Annotated in this window: 17 protein-coding genes and 1 pseudogene; 10 read left to right on the top strand and 8 right to left on the bottom strand. The window is 64.6% G+C overall.

Going from position 1 to position 22,202, the window contains the following annotated elements:
* Positions 1-122: 122 nt before the first annotated feature.
* The gene (locus ABEA12_RS08150) at positions 123-647 is read right to left on the bottom strand and encodes a GNAT family N-acetyltransferase (protein ID WP_210101647.1); all 525 of its coding nucleotides are present in this window, start codon (positions 645-647) and stop codon (positions 123-125) included.
* Between the two features lie 316 nt (positions 648-963).
* Here ABEA12_RS08150 and ABEA12_RS08145 point away from each other — a divergent pair, with 316 nt between their 5' ends.
* From ABEA12_RS08145 to ABEA12_RS08120, 6 genes are all read left to right on the top strand, one after another.
* Entirely contained in the window at positions 964-2,124 is a 1,161-nt protein-coding gene (locus ABEA12_RS08145) for an ROK family transcriptional regulator (protein WP_345467554.1), read from the top strand.
* A 77-nt stretch (positions 2,125-2,201) separates the two neighbouring features.
* The gene (locus ABEA12_RS08140; protein ID WP_210101648.1) at positions 2,202-3,563 is read left to right on the top strand and encodes an extracellular solute-binding protein; all 1,362 of its coding nucleotides are present in this window, start codon (positions 2,202-2,204) and stop codon (positions 3,561-3,563) included.
* Positions 3,564-3,655: 92 nt separating this feature from the next.
* The gene (locus tag ABEA12_RS08135) at positions 3,656-4,624 is read left to right on the top strand and encodes a carbohydrate ABC transporter permease (RefSeq protein ID WP_210101649.1); all 969 of its coding nucleotides are present in this window, start codon (positions 3,656-3,658) and stop codon (positions 4,622-4,624) included.
* 1 nt (position 4,625) lies between these two features.
* Positions 4,626-5,465: a carbohydrate ABC transporter permease gene (locus ABEA12_RS08130; RefSeq protein ID WP_210101650.1), complete on the top strand. Its 840-nt coding sequence runs from the start codon at positions 4,626-4,628 to the stop codon at positions 5,463-5,465.
* Complete coding sequence (locus ABEA12_RS08125) at positions 5,465-6,964, top strand: glycoside hydrolase family 3 protein (protein ID WP_210101651.1); 1,500 nt, start codon at positions 5,465-5,467, stop codon at positions 6,962-6,964. The genes ABEA12_RS08130 and ABEA12_RS08125 overlap by 1 nt, the downstream gene beginning before the upstream one ends.
* Before the next feature lie 145 nt (positions 6,965-7,109).
* The gene (locus tag ABEA12_RS08120; RefSeq protein ID WP_210101652.1) at positions 7,110-7,898 is read left to right on the top strand and encodes a glucosamine-6-phosphate deaminase; all 789 of its coding nucleotides are present in this window, start codon (positions 7,110-7,112) and stop codon (positions 7,896-7,898) included.
* A gap of 130 nt (positions 7,899-8,028) precedes the next feature.
* Here ABEA12_RS08120 and ABEA12_RS08115 read toward each other — a convergent pair whose 3' ends face one another.
* The 7 genes from ABEA12_RS08115 to ABEA12_RS08085 all read right to left on the bottom strand — a co-directional run bounded on the left by ABEA12_RS08115 (position 8,029) and on the right by ABEA12_RS08085 (position 16,634).
* On the bottom strand, positions 8,029-9,063 hold the full coding sequence (locus ABEA12_RS08115) for an inositol monophosphatase family protein (protein ID WP_210101653.1): 1,035 nt from the start codon (positions 9,061-9,063) through the stop codon (positions 8,029-8,031).
* 74 nt (positions 9,064-9,137) lie between these two features.
* On the bottom strand, positions 9,138-11,492 hold the full coding sequence (gene ligA / locus ABEA12_RS08110) for an NAD-dependent DNA ligase LigA (protein WP_425571756.1): 2,355 nt from the start codon (positions 11,490-11,492) through the stop codon (positions 9,138-9,140).
* Between the two features lie 83 nt (positions 11,493-11,575).
* Positions 11,576-12,688, bottom strand: coding sequence for a PP2C family serine/threonine-protein phosphatase (locus ABEA12_RS08105; protein WP_210101654.1), 1,113 nt, complete (start codon positions 12,686-12,688; stop codon positions 11,576-11,578).
* Positions 12,689-13,765: an adenylate/guanylate cyclase domain-containing protein gene (locus ABEA12_RS08100; RefSeq protein ID WP_210102636.1), complete on the bottom strand. Its 1,077-nt coding sequence runs from the start codon at positions 13,763-13,765 to the stop codon at positions 12,689-12,691.
* Positions 13,766-13,961: 196 nt separating this feature from the next.
* A complete protein-coding gene (locus tag ABEA12_RS08095) occupies positions 13,962-14,576 on the bottom strand; it encodes a hypothetical protein (protein ID WP_210101655.1) in 615 nt (204 codons plus the stop codon).
* Between the two features lie 172 nt (positions 14,577-14,748).
* Positions 14,749-15,705 carry a biotin--[acetyl-CoA-carboxylase] ligase gene (locus ABEA12_RS08090; protein WP_210101656.1) on the bottom strand — a complete coding sequence of 319 codons (957 nt, stop codon included), beginning with the start codon at positions 15,703-15,705 and terminating at the stop codon, positions 14,749-14,751.
* 68 nt (positions 15,706-15,773) lie between these two features.
* Complete coding sequence (locus ABEA12_RS08085; RefSeq protein ID WP_210101657.1) at positions 15,774-16,634, bottom strand: SDR family oxidoreductase; 861 nt, start codon at positions 16,632-16,634, stop codon at positions 15,774-15,776.
* Between the two features lie 195 nt (positions 16,635-16,829).
* On the opposite strand from ABEA12_RS08085, the gene ABEA12_RS08080 reads away from it, so the two are divergent.
* The 4 genes and pseudogenes from ABEA12_RS08080 to ABEA12_RS08065 all read left to right on the top strand — a co-directional run bounded on the left by ABEA12_RS08080 (position 16,830) and on the right by ABEA12_RS08065 (position 22,114).
* Entirely contained in the window at positions 16,830-18,443 is a 1,614-nt protein-coding gene (locus ABEA12_RS08080) for an acyl-CoA carboxylase subunit beta (protein WP_210101658.1), read from the top strand.
* Positions 18,440-18,676, top strand: a complete 237-nt coding sequence (locus ABEA12_RS08075) for an acyl-CoA carboxylase subunit epsilon (protein ID WP_210101659.1) — start codon at positions 18,440-18,442, stop codon at positions 18,674-18,676. Before ABEA12_RS08080 ends, ABEA12_RS08075 begins: the two co-directional genes overlap by 4 nt.
* A gap of 90 nt (positions 18,677-18,766) precedes the next feature.
* Positions 18,767-20,434, top strand: a complete 1,668-nt coding sequence (locus ABEA12_RS08070) for a DUF885 domain-containing protein (protein ID WP_210101660.1) — start codon at positions 18,767-18,769, stop codon at positions 20,432-20,434.
* A 282-nt stretch (positions 20,435-20,716) separates the two neighbouring features.
* Positions 20,717-22,114: pseudogene (locus tag ABEA12_RS08065) on the top strand (IS1380 family transposase).
* Positions 22,115-22,202: the final 88 nt, after the last annotated feature.

The following is a 22,202-nucleotide window of genomic DNA, read 5'->3' as shown; positions in this document are numbered from 1 at the left end:
AACAGGCTTCGGTTAAGCGGAAGTGTCCGCTTAACCGAAGCCTGTGCCCCGTCGATCTCCGTCCATGCCCGCTTGCTTGCCAAGGGCAAGTCCGGACAATGAGCCTAGAGAGCCAGAAAAATCTAGAGTGCGTAGGTGTAAACAACCAATACGATCTCGGTGTCCGGTACGTACCAGTCACGCTTCGCAACGTGGGTGAAGCCATCGGCTTCATAGAGTGCACGGGCCGCAACCCAGTGCCCTCCGGTGGTCAGGGAGACGGTGTCCACGCCCTCGATCTCGCGTGCGCGGGCAATGACCGCGTTGAGCATAGCCCGTCCTGCACCTGAACGCTGTACGGCGGGATCGACCACCAACATCCGGAATTCCAGTTCGCCTTCCAATGCGATGTCGGCATATTCGCTTCCCGGTCGAACCAAGGTGACCGATCCGATGACCACTCCGTCGCGCTCGGCAACCATGATCTCGGAAGCCGCGTGGCGCTCGGCAACCTGCTGCACGAACTGCAGGTACTCGTGGTCCGGGTCATCAAAGTGTCCCGCGTCCAGGTAGGAATCCACGGTGATCCGTGCGATGTTCGGGTAATCGGCCGGCGTGGCCGAACGGATCTGCAGGGTGCTTGCTGGTGCCAAGGTTGCGGTAGTCATCACCCTCCAGTCTGCCAGCCCCAGTGCTGCTGTGGTCCTCGAGGACCGCGAGCTGTTGCCAAGATCACGTCGAGGGGCGTCGAGGTCGACCCTTCGAAACCAGATTCGGACCACGCGTCGTAACCAAATTGTGACCTACACCTCTTGTGTGGACTTCCGCCGCGCTTCACCCGGCAGAAAAGGCCGAAACCATGCGGATCCGGGTACGTCAGCAATCGAATGGTGATATCCGAAAACTGTGCCGCGCGTCTTCGTCGCTGAAAATAGTTACTCCGACCTATGGTTTTCTATTTGTTAGTAGAGTTTACTAACAAGCATGACCAGCACACGCACCACCCCACGCACGATGGCCAGGATGACCAGGGGAAGCATCCAACTTCCCTCCCATGGTCGTGCGCACAACCTTTCCTTGGTGCTGCAAACGCTGCATTCATCCGGGCCCATGAGCCGCGCGGATCTCTCTCGCACCCTGGGCCTGACCCGGGTGACGGTTTCTGGACTTGTCGCCGAACTGCTGGAACGGTCCCACGTCATCGAGCTGGGCCATTCAGAGAACATACGACCCGGAAAGCCAGCCATCATGGTCGACCTCAACCGCCACGGACTGCAGATCGTCGGCCTCGACCTTGCCGAGAACTCCGTGCTGAAGGCCGCCGTCATGGATCTTGACGGCAACATCCTGCACCGCGTGGAGAGCCTCGTAGGAGAAGAGAAGGGCGAGGAGGTCACCGCCCTCGTGCTCGACCTCGCCACCCGCGCCGTCGATTTGGCCACGGCCCCGCTGCTGGGCATCGGTGTCGGAACCCCGGGCATCGTGGATGCCGACGGAATGGTACTCACCGCACCCAACCTCCATTGGCAGGACGTGGCGCTGCGCGAGCTCATCCAAGAGCACACCCGCCTGCCGACCTTGGTCTCCAACGATGCCGATGCGGCCGTCCTGGGGGAATTCACCTTCGGCGGCAGAAGCGACGACATGATCTTGGTGAAGATCGGCCGCGGTGTAGGTTCAGGGTTGATGGTTGATGGCCGACGAACCCGCGGCGTGCATTTCGCGGCCGGGGAAATCGGCCACGTCGTTGTCGGCACGGACGGCGGGGCTAAGTGCAAGTGCGGCAAGTTCGGCTGCCTGGAGACATGGCTCTCGGTCCCTTTCGTGGAACGCGGACTGGCCGCCGCCGCAGCATCCCCGGATCCGGAAGCGGCCGCCAAAGACGTACTGAGGACTGCCGGCGAGCGCCTGGCCGTCGCCTTGGCCCCGATCGTCGGTGCCTTGGACCTTGCGGAGGTAGTCCTCAGCGGGCCCGCCCACATCCTGGAAGACACCCTACTCACGAGCGTCAAGGAGACCCTCGCGCAGCGGATGCTTCCCTATAGACCACCCCTGATCGAAATTCGCTTGGCCAAGGAACCACAGGACGTTGTCCTGCGCGGCACGGCGGTGATGGTTCTGTGGAACCAGTTGGGAGTGGCCTGATAGCCCGCAACACGTATTCACACTCGCAGGGGATTGCCTCCCGCAATCCCGTTCAGCATCTTCCGAAAGGACCCCTCATGAAAAAGCACCTGAGTATCGCGGCCCTCACTACCGCCGCTGCACTGACCCTGGTCGGCTGCGGCTCCGGCAGCACACCTGCCGCCTCCAACGCCCCGTCCACCGACGCTGCCTCCAACGCGGACAAGACCATCACCCTGTGGCTGGCCGGTGGCGACACCCCCGATGAACTGCGCACCTACCTGAAAGACACTTTCAAGGAAAAGACCGGCGCATCGCTGAAGATCGAGGAGCAGGGCTGGGGCGATCTGGTCACCAAGATGACCACGGCCCTGCCCGATGCCAACAACACCCCGGACATCGTGGAAATGGGCAACACCCAGTCCCCGACGTTCACCAACATCGGCGCGTTCCTTGATATCTCGGACATGTTCCAGGAGCTGGGCGGGGACAAGCTGATCCCGTCCTTCGTCGAGGCGGGCTCCGTTGACGGCAAGAACTTCACCTTGCCGTACTACGCCGGATCACGCTACATGTTCCAGCGCGCGGACCTGTGGAAGGAAGCCGGCATCCAGACGCCGACCACGCTGGATGAATTCAATACCGCGGTGAAGACCATCACCAAGAAGAATCCGCGCGACATCAAGAACTTCTCCGGTTTCTTCCTCGGCGGCCAGGACTGGCGCAACGGCGTCTCCTGGATCTTCGCCAACGGCGGGGACCTGGCCAAGAAGGACGGTGACAAGTGGGTTTCCACGCTCGCGGACCCGAACACGCTCAAGGGCCTGGAACAGTTGCAGGACCTGTACAAGAGCGCTTCCAAGGCACCGGCCGACGCCAAGGACGCCACCCCTTGGCTCTACATCAACGACGCCGATAAGATCCTGGACGACGAGGGCAAGCCCACCGGCAAGACCTCGCTGGCAGCGGCAACCATCATGGCCCCGGGCTGGGCCCACTTCTCGATCGGTGACCTGGCCAAGAAGGACGGCGAGGACGTGCGCGAGTGGAACGATGAGAAGTTCTCCTCCTTCGTGCTGCCGGGCAACGACGGCAGCCCCGCACCGGTGTTGGCCGGCGGATCGAACATCGGCATCTCAGCCAAGTCGCAGAACCCCGAGCTGTCCAAGGAACTGATGAAGATCATCTTCTCCTCGGACTACCAGGACATGCTGGGCAAGAACGGGCTGGGTCCGGCAAACTCGGACAACAATGCTTCGCTGGGCGATGACCAGTTCGCCAAGGCGTCCATCGACTCGGCATCCAACTCCAAGCTGACCCCGGCAGCGCCGGGTTGGGCAGCAGTCGAGTCCTCGATGGTTCTGGAGGAGTTCTTCGGCAAGATCCGCGACGCCGCCGACCTCGAAGCACTCGCCAAGGAATACGACGAGAAGATCACCCCTCAGCTGAACCTGAAGTAGCACCAAGCAGCCGGCCGGGGTAAGCGACCCCGGCCGGCTGCCCACGCGGCAGCCAGTTCTGCCCCTGCCGTCTCGAAAGGCCCGACAAGCACATGACCACTCGCGCTCCGGCTCCGCCGACCGGGCAGCAACTCCCGGTTGCACCGCCCCCATCCAGAGACCACATCCCGTTCGTCAAGAAGCGCAAGTCCAAGGCTCCGCTGCTGCTGATCGTTCCGACGCTGGTCATTCTCATCGCCGCCCTGGGCTATCCTGTGGGCTGGCAGATCTACACCAGTTTCCAGGAATTCGGGCTGCTGCAGCAGTTCGGCGCCGACCCTGAATTCGTTGGCCTTGCCAACTACACGACGCTGCTCGCTGATCCAAGCTTCTGGGTTGTGCTTGGCCGGTCCCTGCTTTTCTGCCTGCTTGCCGCTTCGATCACCGTGCTCCTTGGGTTCGCCTTCGCGATCCTCATGAAGCGCGTGGGAACACTGGCCCGCACCATCTTGCAGATCTCGATGCTGCTGGCTTGGGCGATGCCGATGGTCGCTGCGATGACCGTCTGGGTCTGGCTGGTTGATTGGCGCCGCGGGGTACTGAACTGGATGCTCGAGCGCTTGGGTTTCGATGCCCAGGGGCACAACTGGCTTGCCGATCCCACCACGTTCTTCATCATCGCCTTGGTCATCGTCATCTGGATGTCTGTCCCCTTTGTGGCGCTGAGCATCTATGCCGGGCTCACCCAGATCTCCGAGGAGATGCTCGAGGCCGCCGCCATGGATGGCGCCACCGGTATCCAGCGCATCCGCTTCATCATCATGCCGCTGATCGCCCCGGTGCTATCGATCGTCCTGCTGCTCCAGCTGATCTGGGACCTGCGCGTCTTCACGCAGATCAAGCTGCTCCAGGACGCCGGCGGCGTGGCGAACGAAACACACCTGCTGGGTACCTACATCTACCAAATGGGCGTCGGCTCCGGGGATTTCGGTGCCGCCAGTGCCGTGTCCATCCTGATGCTCCTGATCACCATTGGAATCAGCTGGTACTACGTACGTTCGCTGATGAAGGAGGAAAACTAGGATGCGGATTAAATCGATCTCCACCAGCGTCTGGACGCTCGTGGCGCTGGCCGTGGCGGCAGTGTGGGCCTTCCCGGTCTACTGGATGTTCAACTCGTCCTTCCTGCCCAACGTGGTGCTCCAGTCCACCACCCCGACGTTCCTGCCCTTCGGCGGATCGCTGGCCAACTTCGCCGCGGTGTTTGACGATGGCAAGTTCCTTGCCGCACTGGGCATCTCGGTGACGGTCACCCTCGCCACCGTCGCGATCGCACTCTTCGTCGCTTTCCTTGGCGCGCTGGCGATCAGCCGTTTCAAATTCAGGGGCCGCAAGTCCTTCATCCTGGCGTTGTTGCTGATCCAGATGCTGCCAGCCGAGGGCATGTTCATCGCGCAGTACAAGATGATGAGCTCGGTGGGGATGCTGAACAACATCATTGGTCTCACGGTGCTCTATACCGCCGCGGTGGTGCCCTTCACCATCTGGATGCTGCGCGGGTTCGTCGCCGGCGTTCCGGCCGAACTCGAGGAGGCCGGGATGATCGACGGGCTCTCACGCACCCAGGCCTTCCTGCGCATCACCTTCCCGCTGTTGGCCCCCGGCTTGGTGGCAGCGGGCGTCTACGCGTTCCTGCAAGCCTGGAATGAGTTCACCGTCGCGCTGGTGGTGATGACCGAGGACCAGATGAAGACGCTGCCGCTGTGGCTGCGCGGCTTCGTACAGGCCTCGGCAACACGCGAAACCGACTGGGGAATGGTCATGGCAGCCTCGATGCTCGTCGCCATCCCCGTGATCATCTTCTTCATGATCGTGCAGTCCAAGATGTCCTCGGGCCTGGTCGGCGGGGCGGTGAAGGGCTGATGCGCCGCACCGCTGCCGAACCGCGCTTCGGTGCGCACCTCTCCAATCCTTCGCTGCCCGAGGATGCGCAGCTGCGCAGACTGGCCGCGGCAACGTTGATGCCCGGGTTCACCGGCACCTCCATGCCGGGCTGGATCGCCGATGCGCTGGCCGAAGGGGTGGGGTCGGTGTGCATCTACGGGACCAACATCTCCTGCCCAGTACAGCTCGCCGCGCTCATGAAAGAACTGCGCGCCGCCTCCCCGAGCGTGCTGCTGACCCTTGACGAGGAGGGCGGGGATGTCACCCGCCTGCATTACCTCACCGGGTCCAACCAGCCGGGCAACGCGGTGCTGGGGCGGTTGGACTCGCCCGCCACAACTTCCGCCTGCGCTGCGGCCATCGCCGACGAACTTGCCGAGCTGGGTTTCAACCTGAATCTGGCCCCGGACGCGGACGTGAACTCGACGGCGACCAACCCGGTCATCGGGGTGCGCAGCTTCGGCGCCAGGGCCTCCCACGTCGCGGCACACACCGCGGCCTGGGTAACCGGGCTGCAGAACGCCGGGGTCGCCGCCTGTGCCAAGCACTTCCCCGGCCACGGGGACACCGCCACCGATTCGCACCTTGAACTCCCCACGATCGAGGTTGACCTTCAGACGCTGCGCGAGCGAGAGCTGGTGCCCTTCACCGCGGCGATCGCCGCCGGAACCGCCAGCATCATGACCAGCCACATCATGGTCCCGGTGCTCGATGCGCAGAACCCTGCAACCTTCTCCACGGCGATCCTGCAGGATCTACTGCGCGAGGAACTCGGATTCACCGGGGCGATCATTACCGATGCGCTGGATATGGCCGGGGCAAGCGGCGAAACCGGAATCGAGGCAGCCGCGGTGCGCGCACTGGCGGCGGGGGCCGACCTGCTGTGCCTGGGATCGGAGACATCGCCCGAACGCTACGAGCGGATCCTTGCCGCAATCATCGACGCGGTGCATGCAGGTCACCTGGATCCCACGCGCCTGGAGGAAGCGGCCTGGCGGGTTGCCGTGCTTGGCTCGGCATATCCACCCGGTTCCTGCGGCACCCGTGGCCCGGACACGGCCGCTGTGGCCAAGGCCATCCCGGATGCGGCAGCCATCACTTCGGCCTTCGAGATCTCTCCGGCCGCCCGAAGCTGGATCTCGGATCCGTCACCGACAGCGCTGGTCCAGATCGAGACCGAGGCCAACATGGCAGTCGGGCGCGTGCCCTGGGGCCTGACTGCGGCCGGGATCGCAGACACCATCGAAGGTGCCGGTCCAGGGGCAAAGATAGCGCTGGCCGGCCGCGGACTGGATGCGGGGCATCCGGTCTGGCAGCTTGCCGAGAGGCTGCGCTCTCACGGGCGCAACCTCATCGTCGTTGAATGCGGGTGGCCGCGCGGGGGCGCGGACATCGTCACCTTCGGAGCCTCAGCCAGCGTCTCTCGCGCACTTCTGGCACTGTTGGACCCAACCCGTGCGCACGATGCCGGCAGCTGAAGCCCCGCCCGTGCGCCTCCCGCCCCGGCGCGGGATGTGCCGGTTGGGCCGCCCGGGGCCGAACGGGTTAAACTCTAGATCGACGTACTTCTCCCGTTTTGCCGTACCGGTGAAAATTCTTGGATCCACTTAAAGGAACACACACATGGAAGTCTTGATCGCCGCAAACGCCGAAGAAGCCGCGAAGCTTGCCGCAACGGCGGTGCTGGACGGGCTGGCCATGCGCACCTCCGGGAACAATGTCCTGGGCGTTGCCACCGGCTCCACCCCGCTGGGCCTCTACGCGGAACTGGCCAAGGCAGTGGCCAACGGCAAGGCGGACTTCACCAACACACTGGCCTTCGCGCTGGACGAGTATGTAGGTCTCGAAGGCACACACGAGCAGTCCTACCGCCAGACCCTGGTCCACGAGCTCTGCAAGATCATCGGCCTGCGCGAGGAGAACCTGAACACCCCGGACGGCTTCGGCGATTCCGAGGCACAGATCCGTACACAGTCCGCGCACTACGACGCGGCGATCACCGCCGCGGGAGTCGACGTCCAGATCCTGGGCATCGGGGCCAACGGCCACATAGGTTTCAACGAGCCCGGCTCTTCGCTGCGCAGCCGCACGCGCATTAAGCGGCTCTCGGCCAAGACCCGCCAGGACAATGCCCGCTTCTTCGACGGGATCGATTCGGTTCCGACCCACTCGGTGACCCAGGGCCTGGGCACCATCCTGGATGCTCGCCGCCTGGTGCTTGTGGCCACCGGCGCCCACAAGGCCGAAGCGATCGCGACCGCTCTTGAAGGCCCGCTGTCCTCGGCATGCCCGGCCTCGGTTGTGCAGCTGCACCCGGACGCCGTGGTTGTCCTGGACGAAGCCGCCGCCGCCGGGCTGAAGAACCGCGGGTACTACGACGACTGCTCCTCCGGCCTGCAGTTCGGCATTTAGCGTTCCTACGCTTTGGCGCCCGGGAACCCAGCCGTCCCTGGGCACCGAGCGCAAGGGCCGGTTGGTCGGTGGTTCATCCACCGACCAACCGGCCTTTGCGCGTTCGCGCAGTTGTTGCGCAGCTACGTAACTACTTCTTTACTTGCTTCGCCGGCTTGACCACGGTGGCTTCGGCTTGCTCGGACGGCAAAGCGTCGAAATCAAGGTGGCCGGCGGCCTGCCATCCAGGATCGGTGCGCGGGCGCAACACCGGAAGCCCCGTCTCCGCGACAATCAGTGCACCTGCGGCCCAATCGAATTCCTGGGTGCCGTACTCCGCATAGCCATCAAGGGTGCCATCGGCTACCAGGCACAGATCAAGGGCTGCCGAGCCGATCCGGCGCACATTGGCGAAGGAAGGCATCAGCCCCAGCAGCGCCCCCACCTGGAACTGGCGGCGGTCCGCGTCGTACCCGAAGCCGGTGGCCAGCAGCTTGCCCTCGGCGTCCTTGTGGGCCCCGTGCAAGCGCTGGGCCCGCATCGCCCGGCCTCCGCGCCCGGCCACCGACCCGGTGGGCTGCGTTGAATCCACCAGCCAAGCGCCGTCGCCGGCGGCTGCGTAGTACTCGGTGCCCAGCGCCGGCGCGTTGATGGCAGCGGCCAGCCATGCGTGGGTTCCCGCGTCCATCGCTGCCCCGTCGGCGGCAAGCGTGTGTCCTGCCGAGGCACCGGGCTTCTGCTTCGCGGCAGCCGGGGCCAGAGCTTTTTGTTCCGCGGCATCTCCAAGCGGTCCGAAGACAGCGACCGAGGTGCAATAGTAGACGATGCCACGCACGAAGTTCGCCGTGCCGTCCAGCGGGTCGATCGACCAACGGTAGCCCGAGGGGCTCGCCGGGTCGGTGCGCCCGTATTCCTCCCCGCTGATCGCGTCGTTGGGGCGGGCCGCGGCAATCACCTCACGCACCGCGGTTTCGGCGCGGCGGTCAAAGTCTGTCACCCAATCCCCGTCGGCGCTCTTGGTGTCCGTCGCGACCCGGCCCCTGCCGCGTTCGGCCAGCACCGCGGCACCCGCCGCCGCAGCCTCGCGGGCCACGGCCAGCAGCTCCCGAGGCAGAGCAGCGTCCTGGCCGGCCCTTGTTCCAGCTTCTTCGCTTGCCGCATGCAGGTGTTTTGGATTGGTGCTCATGTACTGCTCCTTTGTGGTGGGGAAGTCTGTGGCGCGTACCCGGGCATTGGGCCGTGCGTTGCTTGTCTGCTCTCTCAGGCCCCGGGGTTGGGGCGTCCTTCGACGGACTCGGGCCCAGAGGCAAGCAACAGGTCGAAGCCTTCCTCGTCGAGCACCGGCACACCCAGTGCCACCGCTTTGTCCAGTTTGGAACCAGCGGCCTCCCCCGCCACCAGGTAGGAGGTGTTCTTGGAGACCGAACCAGCTGCCTTGCCGCCGCGGATAATGATCGCTTCCTTGGCTGCGTCGCGGCTGTAGGTCGGCAGCGTGCCGGTCACCACGATGCTCATCCCCGCCAGGTGCTTGAGGATCGATTCGTCCTGCTCGTCTTGCATCCTCACGCCCGCTGCAGACCACGCCGCAATGATCTCCTGGTGCCAGTCGATCTGGAACCACTCGATCAGCGCGTCGGCGATGATCGCACCCACCCCGTCGATCTCAGCCAGTGCTTCCCGGGCGCCGGCGGCACCGATCGCCTCGATGATTGCGACCATCGAGCCGTACCTGTTGGCCAGCGCACGCGAGGCGGTGGGCCCCACATGCCGGATGGACAGCGCAACCAGGACCCGCCAGAGGTCCTTGGTCTTCGCTTTTTCCAGCTCGTCGAAGAGCTTGAGCGTGGTCTTGGTTGGACCCGATTCCTTTTTTGCGGTGGCCTTGGAGTAGAAGTACGGCACCAGCGCGAACTTGCCCGTGCCTGAGCCCTTGGAACGGATCTCACGCCACACCTTGACTTCGGCCAGTGCCTGGCGCAGGGTTGCGTCGGGGTTGCCGGCTGCCAGGTCGAAGACCTGGGATTCGTTGCGCAGCGTCCCGGGGCCGGCCGGAGTGATGACCCCGTGGTTTTGCTCCGGGTCCGGGCCATGGCCGATGGTCAAGGCCTGTGCTGCCTCGTAGCCCAGCGCCTCGATGTCGAAGGCGCCGCGCCCGCCCAGGTGGGCGACGCGCTCGGTGAGCTGGATCGGGCAGGATCGGGCGTTGTTGCAGCGGATGTCCACATCGCCCTCTTTGGCAGGAGCCAGCGGCTCTCCGCAAGAGGGGCAGTGGGTGGGCATGATGAATTCATGCAGGTTTTCCTCGTTGCCGGCACGCAGGGCCATGACGGGTCCGACGATTTCGGGGATGACGTCTCCGGCTTTGCGCAGGATCACGGTGTCCCCGATCATCACGCCCTTGGCCTTGACCACGTCCTGGTTGTGCAGCGTCGCGCGGTTCACCGTGGATCCGGCGACCAGCACCGGGTCCATGATGCCAAAGGGGGTGACGCGCCCGGTGCGCCCGACCTGCACCTGGATGTCACGCAACACGGTGTTCACTTCCTCCGGCGGGTATTTGTAGGCCACGGCCCAGCGCGGCACCCGGGAGGTGAAACCGAGGTTCCGCTGGATCTCGAAGGAGTCCGCCTTCACCACGATGCCGTCAATCTCATGGAGCAGGTCGTGGCGGTGCTCTCCGTTGTCCTTGATGAAGGACAACACCTCATCCAGGGTGCCGACGACCCTGGAATACGGGGATACCGGCAGACCCCAGGACTCCATGAGCCCATAGGTCTCCGACTGGGTCTTGGCCTCCAATCCCTGGCGCACGCCGAAACCGTGGACGAACATCTTCAGTGGGCGTTTGGCGGTCTCGGCCGGGTCCTTCTGCCGCAGCGATCCGGCCGCGGCGTTGCGCGGGTTGGCCAGCGGGGCCTTGCCTGCCTCGATGAGCGCCTCGTTGTAGGAGGTGAAGTCTGCCGAGGGGATGAAGATCTCCCCGCGGACCTCGACCTCCTCGGGCCAGTCTTCACCGGCGAGCTGCGTGGGAATGACCTTGATGGTGAGCACGTTGTGGGTCACGTCCTCACCGGTGGCCCCGTCCCCTCGGGTCGCCGCGCGCACCAGCTTGCCGTGGCGGTAGAGCAGGTTCACCGCCAATCCGTCGATCTTGACCTCGCAGAGCCACTTGAGCTCATGGCCGGCGGCCCGCAGTGCCGCGTTGGCCTCGGTTTTCCGCCCCCAAGCGGTGACCTCCTCGAGGGAGAAGACATCCTCCAGGGAGTACATGCGCGAAAGGTGCTCCACCGGCGAGAACGCGGCAGAGACCTCGCCGCCGACTTCCTGGGTGGGTGAATCGTTGGCGACGATCGCCGGGTGCTGCGCCTCGATCAGTTCCAGGCGCGAGTACAGAAGATCGAACTCGGCATCGGAGACCAGCGGTGCGTCCTCGAGGTAGTACGCCGCACGGTGCTTGCGGACCTCGTCGATCAGCTGTTGGTATTCCTGGCGCAAGGCATCCTCGGGAACCGCCGAGCCGGGGGCTTCGACGGTCTGGGTTCCCGCGGAGGCGGGCGCCGTGCCCGGGACGGGCAGGTTCGGGACAGGATTCGGTGTCGGTTCTTCGGGGTTCACCACTCCATTTTGCCCCAGAAACCTCCTCCGGCGGTGCCGGGAGGCGATGGGCGTGTGGCGGGTCGCAGCGTGGGCGCTTCGTTTCAGGCGCCCGGCGCAACGATATCGACGATGACCACCGAGATGTTGTCCCGGCCGCCGCTGGCCAGTGCCTCGTCGATGAGCTTGCCCACCGCTTCGTCGCGATCCGGGAACTGGTCAAGGATCCGCTGAATCGCCGCGTGCTCGACCTCCCCGGTGAGCCCGTCGGTGCACAGCAGGTAGCGGTCCCCGGGACGCGGGATGTGGAACTGGGTGTCGGGGCTCGAGTTCCCGCCGGTGCCAAGGGCCCGGGTGATCAGGTTGCGTTGCGGGTGGATGCGCGCCTCGGCCTCGGAAATGATCCCGGAGTCGATGAGTTCCTGGACGGCTGAGTGGTCCCGGGTGAGCTGGGTCAGGACCCCTGCGCGCAGACGGTAGCCGCGCGAGTCCCCGACGTTGAGAAGCATCAGACGCTCGGTGCCATCTTCAGGTGCCGTGCCGGGCGAGGGCAGCGCGGTGACCTTGTCGGAGGTGTTGGCCACCGGGTTGACGCCCGTGCCCGGATCGGCGGCACGTGCTGCATCGATCACGGCGCGCGGCATCACATCGGTGCTGGGTTCGACGTCGTGTCCGGCCCCGGGTTCGTCCTCCGATTCCTGGGTGCTGTCCAGGTAGCGCGGTTCGCCAATGGCCGCGATCTGCGGGTGCAGGGCCTCGGTGCGGGTCGGCACCGGCGGGGTCGGCGCAGATGTTGCCGGCAGCGCAGAGGTCTCGGGACTCGATGATTGGGACCGGGGCCACGGGCTCCCTCCGTCCTCTACGCGCACCAGCGCCAAGGCACACAGCGTGGTTCCGCCGCGCGAACCGATGGCTTGACGAATCCGTGCATCGGCGGTTGTCACCGCAGCCAACACGTCGCGTGCGCGAGGCAGCAATGCCGGTACGTTGCCGGGCCGCCCGGAAACCGTTTCCGACGTTGCATGCCCGCCGAGGGCGAGCTCGTTCAGCGACTGCAGGCCCAGCGACGAGGCCAGGTCACCGGCTTCGTGCCCGCCCATGCCGTCGGCAACGGCGAACATGGTCCCGGCATCCAGCACCGCGTCCTCGTTGACGGCGCGGCGCAGCCCGATGTCGGTTGCCGCCGTGCCCCGAAGGTACCCAAATCCATAGCGCATCTAGTCCAGCACCAATCCTGATCCGGTTCCCGGGGCCAGACGGACCGGGGTGACGTCCCCGAACCCGCGAACCGCCGTGGTCTCCTGGGGGTGCAACACGAACCTGTCATCCCCTGCCAGCGTGGAGGCGGTGAGTTCGTCGGTGAGCACTGTGCCCGGCTCGGCAAGTGCCGTCAACCGCGCGGCAAGGTTCACCGTCGGTCCGTAGATATCGCCCAGCCTCGAGAGGATGCGGCCCCAGACCATCGAGACCCGGGTGTTGGGCAGCAGGTCGTCGGCGGCGAACTCCTTGGACATCGTCAGGGAGATCTGGGCACCGGCCTGCGGGGTCTCTGCAACGAAGAGCACCTCGTCCCCGATGGTCTTCACCAGCCGCCCGCCGCCGATGGAGATGATTTCCGCGCACTTGGATTCGAAGCGTTGCACCAGCTGGGCCAAGGTGCGTTCGTTCATCCGGCGCGAGAGCGAGGTGTAGGAGACCAGGTCGGCAAAGCCGACGGCCCGCGCCAACGGCAACGGTGCGTCGTCCTCGGATCCGTCGCGTCCCTCCGCGGATGCCGCCAGGCCAGTCTCGGCGCGGATCGCCAACCGGTGCACGGCAGCGTTCAGCTGCCGACGCCAGGAGTAGACCAGCAGCTGTTCGAGCGGAGCGATGAGCTCGGGCAGCAGGTTCACCAGGTTGCGCCGGGCCTCGGGATCACTCATCTTTTGGTTCTGCACCATGTCCTCGACCAGCGCCTCGACCTGCCAGACGACCATGCGGTCCGTCATTTGGCCGATGGAGCGGGTCAGCGAGATCGCTGTTTCCTCGGTCAGCTTCCCCTCACGCACCATGTCGATCATCAACTTCAGTGCGTCCTGGTCCACGGTCGTGAAGAAGACCTCTTCGTCGCCCAGATTGGGGAATCCAATGGCACGCCACAGCTTGCGCGCCGAGAGCAGGGAGACTCCGGCGCCGGCGGCCGTTTCGCGTTGGCGCATGGTGCGTTCGGCACCCAGCAGGCGGCGTTCCAGGTCGTGGACCGCGTCCCGTGTCGATCCAGGTGTACTCTCATCGGCCTGTTCGGGCCGACGCATGGCCTCGACCAGGTCCGCCAGCGGGTCGGCGAGCGCCGGCTCGATCTCGGTTTCCGGCGGCGCGGGCGAGGTGTGCGGGGAGCCGCTGGAGTCAACGGGCTGGGTCTCGGAGGTATCTGCCGGATGCCGCAGGGCGCGTGCCGCATCGCGGGCAGCGGTGGGCGCGACGGGTTGGGTGTCCGTCTCGGGCGACCGCTCACTCATGCTCAGTCCATTCTGATTGTTCGGGGGGCTGCTGGTGGCGTGCCTCGTGCATTGGATCCATCGACGGGTCTGCGCCGCCTTCTTCCATGTTTACACCATCAAGCCGTGGGAAGTGTGGCAGGGCGGTGATCGCCCCGATGCAATAACCCCGCATGAGGGCGACCGCAGGAACGTGGGGGATGTTGAATCGTTGTTCGGCCATCACCACCGCCAACGTCCCGGGGGCTTTTTCCGGTGCGTTGGCTCTCACCCCAGCAACAATATCGTGAATTGCGTATAACCCGATGGATTGTTGTCGTCCGAGGCTGCGTCCGCGCTTGGTCACGATGCGTTCGGTGGTCAGGAACGTGTAGCTGTTGGCCCAGCGCAGCCAGGGGCGCAGGCACCAGATGAACAGCAACACGGAAAACACGCTCAGCAGCAGCGCCAGGAAAAGGGGTCGCGCTTCATTTGCCCACGGGTCCAAGTCGGTGCGCAGCAACCATCCGCCCAGGTAGCAGCCGCCTGCCAGCAAGACGAGGAAACCAAAGAACGGCCCGCGCAGCGCCCGTCGGTGCGCACGGGTCTTCACAAGCACTCGCTCGCGCTTCCCCAATACCAATTTCACGTCCCGGCTCCTTCAACCCACACACCGGTTATGCGTGCCGGCCCTACCTCTTCAATCCTAAAGCCAGCGCCCCCATGTTTTGGGTCCGCACACAGCACATGGATACATGGGTTTCCCGAAACCGGCCCTGTTCCCCGCAACGTTCCGGCATGCCAGCGGCCCCGGAGCCGGCTTACGCGTAGGAGCCGTCGGAGCGCCGCAGGTGGTAGACGTCCCCGGCGAGCACGTTGTGCAACGTGCCGCTGGGCTCGCGGACCGTCAATGAGCCCTCGGTGTCCAGGTCCACGGCGGTGCCGCTGAGCACATTGCCGTTGGGCAGGTGCGCATCGACCTGGTGTCCGATCGTCACCATCACCGAGCGCACCAGTTCGCGCAGCGTGGCCGCGGTTTCTTGGCCTTGTGCCGTGCCGGTGCTCGCGCTTGCCGGTTCCAGTCCATAGCCGGCGTGTGCCGATGCGTTGCCCCCTACGCGCTCGAACGCCCTGAACAGGTGGGCCACCCGGCGCAGGTAGCCACCAAGCAGCAACGTCCGATCCAGCGTCTGCGAACCCAGCAGCTCCAGGCTCGAAGCCGTCTCCACCGGCAGTTCCCCTGCAGTGAGGCTGACGTTCAATCCGGCGCCGACAACAACCACCGGGCCGGCATCGGTCATGACCAGCTGGGCCAGCAGTCCGCAGACCTTCTTGCCGCCGGCGACCACGTCGTTGGGCCATTTCAGCCCGGCCGCCAGGGATGCATCCTGGCGCAGGGTTTGTACCATCGCCGTGGCGCAGAGCATCGAGAGCCAGGCCAGCCCCGATTGGTCGAAGCCCGCCACCGGACGGAAGTAGATACTGGCTGCGAGCGCACTGCGAGCCGGCGCCTGCCAGCTCCGCCCCAGGCGCCCGTGGCCCTGCACCTGTTCCTCGGTGATCTCCACGGACAGGTTGGCCAGCGCCGCCCTTGCGGCACGGGCAGCCAAGTCGTCGTTGGTGGATCCTGTCTGTTCACTGGTGAACAGCTCCCCCATCTGCGCATCATCCATCACCCGGCGCAGCGCCGAGGCGTCCAACGGTGCGCGCAGGCCGGCCGTGGCGGCGTGGGATGTTGGCGGTGTTGCTGCCGGCTGGGGGTTTGGTTCGTTGCTCATGCCCCCAGACTATCGATCCATCCGCGTTGTGCCACAAGTGCCGGGGCTTTGGGCTGCCCGCTCCGCTCCTAGAGGAAGATGTCCGGGACCAACCGGGATTCAGGGGCGCCCATCGAATACCCGGAAAGGTCGCTGACCCCGGTGGAAGCCAGCACCGCCTCGTCGGTGAAGAAGTTCCCGCTGCAGCTTCGCGCGTCGCTGGTGATGATGGCGTGGGCGGCATCGGCCACGATGCGCGGCGAGCGTGCGGCCTTGACCAGCTGCTCGCCGCCAGGCATGTTGCGGATCGCCGCGGTGTCGATCAGGGTCGCCGGCCACAGCGAGTTGGCACCGATGCCGGTGCCGCGAAGTTCCTCGGCCAGCCCCAGGGTGGTCATGCTCATCCCGTACTTGGCCATCGTGTAGGCCAGGTGCTCCCCCGCCCACTTCGGATCCAGGTTCAGCGGCGGGGACAAGGTGAGGATGTGCCCGTTGGTGCTTTTGCGCAGGTGTGGCAGGGCAGACTTGGACAGCAGGAAGGTGCCGCGGACATTGATGTCCATCATCAGGTCATAGCGCTTCATCGACACGTCGCCGGTCTTGGACAGGTCGATTGCCGAGGCGTTGTTGACCACCACGTCGATGCCCCCGAAGCGCTCGACGGTCTGCTCGACGGCCGACAGCACGTCATCGTCGTTGCGCACATCCCCCACGATGGCCAGGCCTTGGCCGCCGGCGGCGGTAATTTCATCCGCCGCGGTAAAGACGGTACCTTCGAGGTTGGCCTGCGGTGTTGCGGTCTTGGCCATAATTGCCACGTTGGCACCCTCCGCCGCAGCCCGCAGCGCGATGGCCAGCCCGATCCCGCGGCTGCCTCCGCTCATCAAGATGGTCCTGCCGCTCAGCGACTTGGAGTTGGCGGCGATTACGTCACGGTTCGATTCACTCATGTGAGCCACGTTACTGGAACCCCCGCCACTTAAGCTACTTGTCAGTAACTTGTTTTATGGATGAGTCGACCCCCAACACGGCACGATCTTGTAGCTTTCCTACACACATTTGGGCACAAAGCCTCATTAGACTGGCCAAGGTGGCATTCTCGTTGTGCCTTTCCTACTACGTAACTACTTCAAGGGAGCCATGGGATGACCCAGAGCAGCATCGCTGACGCCACGGAATCGATCGACCTGTCAACCACGGCAGGAAAGATCGCAGAGTTCCGTCGCCGCGAGGCCCTCGCCCAGGCGCCCTCGGGCGCCGAGGCCATCGAGAAGCAGCATGCCCGCGGCAAGCACACCGCCCGCGAACGCATCGAGATGCTCCTTGACGAGGACTCCTTCATCGAGTTCGATGCGCTCGCCGTGCACCGCACCTCCGCCTTCGGGATGGACAAGAAGCGCCCGCTGGGCGACGGCGTAGTCTCGGGCTACGGCACCGTGGACGGACGCCAGGTCGCGGTCTATTCCCAGGACTTCACCGTCTACGGCGGCTCCCTCTCCCAAGTCAACGGCGAAAAGATCGTCAAGGTCCAGGAATTCGCGCTGCGCAACGGATGCCCGGTCGTGGGCATCAACGACGGCGGCGGCGCACGCATCCAGGAGGGTGTTGCCTCGCTGGCGATGTTCGCCGACATCTTCCGCAACAACGTCCACGCCTCCGGCGTGGTCCCGCAAATTTCCCTGATCATGGGCCCGTGCGCCGGCGGCGCCGCCTACTCCCCCGCACTGACCGACTACGTGATCATGGTGGACAAGACCAGCCACATGTTCATCACCGGCCCCGACGTGATCAAGACCGTCACCGGCGAGGAAGTCGACATGGAGACCCTGGGCGGTGCGCGCCAGCACAACGCCACCACCGGCACGGCCACCTACCTGGCTACCGACGAGTCCGACGCCATCGAGTTCTGCAAGGAACTGCTTGAGTTCCTGCCCTTGAACAACATCTCCGATGCACCCACCGTGGAATTCGACGAGGAGCTGGAGCCCACCAAGGAGGACCTCGACCTCGATACGCTGATCCCCGACTCGGCCAACCAGCCCTACGACATGCGCACCGTCATCGAACACATAGTGGACGACGGGATCTTTTTGGAGATGCAGTCGCTCTATGCACCCAACGTGATGATCGGCTACGCCCGCGTCGAAGGGGCCACCATCGGCATCGTTGCCAACCAGCCGATGCAGTTCGCCGGCACCCTGGACATCGCCGCGTCCGAAAAAGCAGCGCGCTTCGTGCGCAACTGCGACGCCTTCAACATCCCGATCCTCACCCTGGTCGATGTACCGGGCTTCCTGCCCGGCAAGGACCAGGAGTTCCAGGGCATCATCCGCCGCGGCGCGAAGCTTCTCTACGCTTACGCCGAGGCCACCGTGCCCAAGCTGACGGTCATCACCCGCAAGGCCTACGGCGGGGCGTACATCGTGATGGGCTCAAAGAAGCTCGGCGCCGACATCAACCTGGCCTGGCCTACCGCGCAGATCGGCGTGATGGGAGCCCAAGGAGCGGTGAACATCCTCTACCGCCGCGACCTTGCGGCCGTTGCCGCCGAGGGAGGGAACGTGGAGGCACAGCGCACCGCGATCATCGAGGGTTACGAGGCAGAACTGCTCAACCCCTACCAGGCAGCCGAGCTTGGCTACGTCGATGCCGTCATCGCCCCCTCCGAAACCCGCCTGCAGATCGTTCGCGGCCTGCGCGCCACACGGGACAAGCACACCGCCCTTCCGGCCAAGAAGCACGGGAACATTCCGCTGTGATAGATAACCAGCACGCCGAACTTGCCTCCGAAGCCGCCCCGGCGTGCCTGCAAGTCACCCACGGGAACCCCACGGCCGAAGAACTCGCCGTGTTGGCTGCCATCGTCTCCGCGCTGGGCTGCCAAGATAGCACCGATCCGGCGCCCTCGGGCACCGAGATACGACGCGGACGGATCCGTCGGCGACGGGAGCTGAACGGGGCCCCGCTGCCGTGGAAGGTCGGGCGCCACTAGCGGCACGCCCGGTGCGTCTTTGACGCCCGGGCCAGGGAAAACACCGCCAAGTTCTTCAGTAACGCTTTCAGAAGCGCCTAGGCTGGTGTCATGACCAACTCCATACCCGTGCGCACCCCCAGCGCCATTGACGCCGTCGCCAACGAGTACTTCACCCGCCTGCTCGAGCTCGTTCCGGAATTTTCCACCGAGCTCGGGCTGCCGGGCAACGAGGCAGCCTACTCGGACTATTCACCATCCGGGGTTGCTGCCATGACCGCCGCTGCACGCGAGGCACTGGAGAAGCTCGAACCGCTTACGCCCGTGGACGCCATCGACGAAACCACCCTTGATGCCATGCGCGAGCGACTCGGCCTGGATATCGAGATCGCCCAGACGCGTTGGACAGAGCTGAACAACATCGCCTCCCCCGCCCAGGGCGTGCGTGCCATTTTCGACTTGATGCCACAGGAAACCTCCGAGCACTACGGGTTCATTGCCCAGCGGATGCACAACGTGCCGGCAGCGCTGGACGGATACATCGCCTCATTGCGCGACTCCGGCGCCCGCGGACTGGTAGCCGCCGAGCGCCAGGTCTCGATCGTGATCACCCAGGGGCGCGACTACGCCAAGGACGGCGGCTTCTTCGATTCCCTCGCCGAAGCCGGCAGCGCGGTGGATCCTGAGCTCGGCGAGGCCTTGGCCGTCGGCGCTGCGGCCGCCAAGGCAGCCTACCTGCGCCTTGCCAAGGTCCTTGAGCGCGAACTGCTGCCGCTTGCGCCGGAAAAGGACGCGATGGGGCGCGAATACTATGCATTGATGTCTCGCCGATTCCTGGGCGCAGCCGTGGACCTGGATGAGACCTATGCATGGGGCGTGAACGAACTGGCCAGGATCATCGCCGAACAGGAACGCGTAGCGGAGCAAATCCTCCCCGGTGCCTCCATCGAGGAAGCCAAGGAAGTCCTGAACCAGGATCCCTCCCGCCAGTTGTCAGGGACAGAGGCGTTGCAGGTGTGGATGCAGGAGAAATCCGATGCGGCGCTGGCAGCCCTGGGCGGCACCCACTTCGAGATACCCGCCCCGATGGATAACATCCAGTGCATGATTGCCCCCACCCAGGAGGGCGGCATCTACTACACCGGACCGTCGGATGACTTCAGCCGTCCGGGTCGCATGTGGTGGTCGGTGCCCGAGGGCGAAGACCAGTTCACCACCTGGGCCGAACTCACCACCGTCTATCACGAGGGGGTTCCGGGCCACCACCTCCAGATCGCCACCGCGGTCATGGCCCGCGACACCCTCAACAATTGGCGCCGGCACGCGTGCTGGGTCTCGGGCCATGGCGAGGGGTGGGCGCTTTACGCCGAATCCCTCATGCACGACATGGGCTTCCTCTCCGATCCGGGCGACTTCATGGGCATGCTCGATGCCCAGCGCATGCGTGCCGCCCGAGTCGTCTTCGATATCGGTGTACACCTGGAACTCGAGATCCCCGAGGCATGGGGATCCGGGACCTGGGACAGCGAAAGCGGCTACGCGTTCCTGGAAAAGAACCTGGACATCTCCCGCGGGCAACTGGACTTCGAGTTCACCCGCTACCTCGGCTGGCCGGGCCAGGCACCCTCATACAAGGTCGGGCAGCGCTTGTGGGAACAGATCCGCGATGAGCGAGCCGTCCGCGCCGGGGAAGACTTCGACCTGAAGGCCTTCCACACCCAGGCGCTGGGTCTGGGCTCGGTGGGTCTTGACACCCTGGGAAAGGCCCTGCTCGCCTAGTCGAGAACTTTGTGTACGGCACCGCGGGCACCGTCTGAACAGATGGTGGCCGCGGTGCCCCTGCCAACACTCCAACGCCAAATGCCAAATGCCAAATGCCACGATATCTGACTAGCCGTTTTGCATAATACGGGATCACTCCCGACGCGTTTGTCCATTCCCATAGCCTTAATCCACCGAAGATTTTGGGTTTCCGGCGGTTTAAACACGAAATGCCCGTCTTCTCACGGATCGTTGGACTTACCACAGAACAACTTTCCAAGGAAAAACGGCACCTCGTAGATGCAAGCTTCCCGCCATCCCTCAGCTGTGTCAGGTTCCTTCGATGAACCGAACCACGTCTCCACCGCAGGACTGCTACCGGCCATGACCCAAGCAAGCAAGGCACAGCTGCATGAGTTTGGCCGGCAAACAGTTGAGCGTACCCACGGACAAGGGCGCGAACGCCGGGCTGAAGCTCGTTTCCCTTGTCGCCGGGATGCTCGCCGGTGCCGATTCCATTGACGGCTCGGCCATGCTTCGCCACGGAGCCATGAAGAAGATGTTCACCGCCTGCTACACACGATCGACCCTGGGATCCTTCCTGTGCTCCTTCACCTTCGGGCACGTGCGCCAGTTCGACACGGTGGCATCCCGCTTTCCGTTGGATCTGAACCGCAAAGCCCCGCTGCTGGGAGACGTTGCCACTGATCAGTACGTTTACCTCGCCGCGGACAACACAATCCTTGTGGTCCACGGATACAAGTAGCAGGGCGTGGGTTACGGATACTCCGGTGTTCGTGGACTCAACGTCATGCCGGCCAGCGTTTCCACACAGGACTCGGTCCCGTTCATCGCGGCCCGACGCTTGCGCAAAGGAACGGCGAACTCGGCATGCGGCTCCAAGAACCTAGTTGCCGAAGCAGTATGCACAGTGCAGCGTTGCCAACCGGGTGCCCCAATACGCTGCCGTTTCGACTCCGCCTATTACGGCTACGCTCCGATATCGGCAGCCATGGCCGCCGGTGCACAAATCTCGGTGACGGCCCGTATGGACCCGGCGGTGAAACGAGCCATCACCCAGACCCCGGCCAAGGCGTGGAAAATGACCCACTCCACCGATGCAATCTTTGACGAGACCACCAAAGCCTTGGTTTCCATCGCCGAATAAAGCCGAAATCGATTTCACCGCCTTCTCCTCCCCCTAAGAAAGCCGAACGCGTTCCTGGACGTTTGGTGGTGCGTCGGATCCCGGAGCTGAACCCCAGAGCCGCCCCGGGCCAAGGAACACTCTTTGACGATCACTGCTTCCACGCGTTCTTCACCACCATCGGTGCAAAGGCCCTGGACACCGTCGCAGCGGATAAAACCCACCGCCAGCACGCAGTGATCGAGCAGATCAACGCGGATTGGAAGGACAGTGCCGTGGCACATATGTCCTCAGGACATTTCGGGGCGAACAGGTCCTGGTTGGTTGCGGCGGTCATGGCCTGGAACCTCGCCCGCGCCACCGAGATCCTCGCATCAGGAACCTTGACCAAGGCCAAGAACGCTGCGGTGCGTCAAAAGCTCGTCGACGTACCGGCTCATATCGCGACAAGCGCCAAGAAAACTAGATTCCCCATGCCGGTGAACTGGCCCTGGCAACCCGCATGGGAACGGCTCTACACCGCCTTCCACGCACCACTCCAAGTCGCATAGAAACCGTCCAACCAGCTGTCACCGGCGATACCAAGAAACCATCATGGAACACCCCACTCACCGGCAGTGAGGTCAGCAAGATTTCCGC

Source organism: Paeniglutamicibacter antarcticus (genome assembly GCF_039544305.1).
GTDB classification, from domain to species: Bacteria; Actinomycetota; Actinomycetes; order Actinomycetales; family Micrococcaceae; genus Paeniglutamicibacter; species Paeniglutamicibacter antarcticus_C.
This window is presented reverse-complemented; position numbering and strand designations above follow the sequence as displayed.

What these genes read in the sequence shown, in the direction of transcription:
- ABEA12_RS08150 (WP_210101647.1), bottom strand. Translation starts at nt 647, where the DNA reads ATGACTACCGCAACCTTGGCACCAGCAAGCACCCTGCAGATCCGTTCG.
- ABEA12_RS08145 (WP_345467554.1), top strand. Translation starts at nt 964, where the DNA reads ATGACCAGCACACGCACCACCCCACGCACGATGGCCAGGATGACCAGG.
- ABEA12_RS08140 (WP_210101648.1), top strand. Translation starts at nt 2,202, where the DNA reads ATGAAAAAGCACCTGAGTATCGCGGCCCTCACTACCGCCGCTGCACTG.
- ABEA12_RS08135 (WP_210101649.1), top strand. Translation starts at nt 3,656, where the DNA reads ATGACCACTCGCGCTCCGGCTCCGCCGACCGGGCAGCAACTCCCGGTT.
- ABEA12_RS08130 (WP_210101650.1), top strand. Translation starts at nt 4,626, where the DNA reads ATGCGGATTAAATCGATCTCCACCAGCGTCTGGACGCTCGTGGCGCTG.
- ABEA12_RS08125 (WP_210101651.1), top strand. Translation starts at nt 5,465, where the DNA reads ATGCGCCGCACCGCTGCCGAACCGCGCTTCGGTGCGCACCTCTCCAAT.
- ABEA12_RS08120 (WP_210101652.1), top strand. Translation starts at nt 7,110, where the DNA reads ATGGAAGTCTTGATCGCCGCAAACGCCGAAGAAGCCGCGAAGCTTGCC.
- ABEA12_RS08115 (WP_210101653.1), bottom strand. Translation starts at nt 9,063, where the DNA reads ATGAGCACCAATCCAAAACACCTGCATGCGGCAAGCGAAGAAGCTGGA.
- ABEA12_RS08105 (WP_210101654.1), bottom strand. Translation starts at nt 12,688, where the DNA reads ATGCGCTATGGATTTGGGTACCTTCGGGGCACGGCGGCAACCGACATC.
- ABEA12_RS08100 (WP_210102636.1), bottom strand. Translation starts at nt 13,765, where the DNA reads ATGCGTCGGCCCGAACAGGCCGATGAGAGTACACCTGGATCGACACGG.
- ABEA12_RS08090 (WP_210101656.1), bottom strand. Translation starts at nt 15,705, where the DNA reads ATGAGCAACGAACCAAACCCCCAGCCGGCAGCAACACCGCCAACATCC.
- ABEA12_RS08085 (WP_210101657.1), bottom strand. Translation starts at nt 16,634, where the DNA reads ATGAGTGAATCGAACCGTGACGTAATCGCCGCCAACTCCAAGTCGCTG.
- ABEA12_RS08080 (WP_210101658.1), top strand. Translation starts at nt 16,830, where the DNA reads ATGACCCAGAGCAGCATCGCTGACGCCACGGAATCGATCGACCTGTCA.
- ABEA12_RS08070 (WP_210101660.1), top strand. Translation starts at nt 18,767, where the DNA reads ATGACCAACTCCATACCCGTGCGCACCCCCAGCGCCATTGACGCCGTC.